Genomic DNA, 414 nt, shown 5'->3' with positions numbered 1-414 from the left:
GTGGCGGGGGCATCCCAGTATCAACGCCACATTGACCTTCGATGATGGCGACAGCGTTTTCAGCGTCGCGCAACGGCTGCGCGCGGAGCATTTCGACCTCGCGGTGGTGTTTCCGAATTCGCTGCGTTCGGCATTGGAATCCTTCCTGGCCCGAATCCCGCAGCGCGTCGGCTACGCGTGCAACGGGCGGGGGCTCTTTTTGAACCGGGCGGTGCCGCCTCGCGCCGGCGCCGTGCGCATGCACAAACGTTCAACCGCGGAGGTGAAGGGCCGCGTGGCTGAAAACCTGGCGCGTGAGACATACCCTCCCACGGCCCACCATGTGCACGATTACCTGCAACTCGTCGCCGCCCTTGGTGCCAACCCGGCGCCGCTGCCGCCATGCTTGCGTGTGGGAACGGAAGAGATTGCGGA

At 65.2% G+C, this 414-nt stretch carries 1 protein-coding gene; it reads left to right on the top strand.

Annotated elements, in window-relative coordinates; genetic code table 11:
• Nucleotides 1–31: 31 nt before the first annotated feature.
• Nucleotides 32–414: glycosyltransferase family 9 protein (locus I6F37_RS42095; protein WP_276573831.1), on the top strand; the 383-nt coding region annotated here is incomplete at its 3' end.

It is taken from the genome of Bradyrhizobium sp. NBAIM08, assembly GCF_020193935.1.
Classification (GTDB): Bacteria; Pseudomonadota; Alphaproteobacteria; order Rhizobiales; family Xanthobacteraceae; genus Bradyrhizobium; species Bradyrhizobium yuanmingense.
Note: the sequence above shows the minus strand (reverse complement) of the source record. Positions and strands in the feature narration are given on the sequence as shown.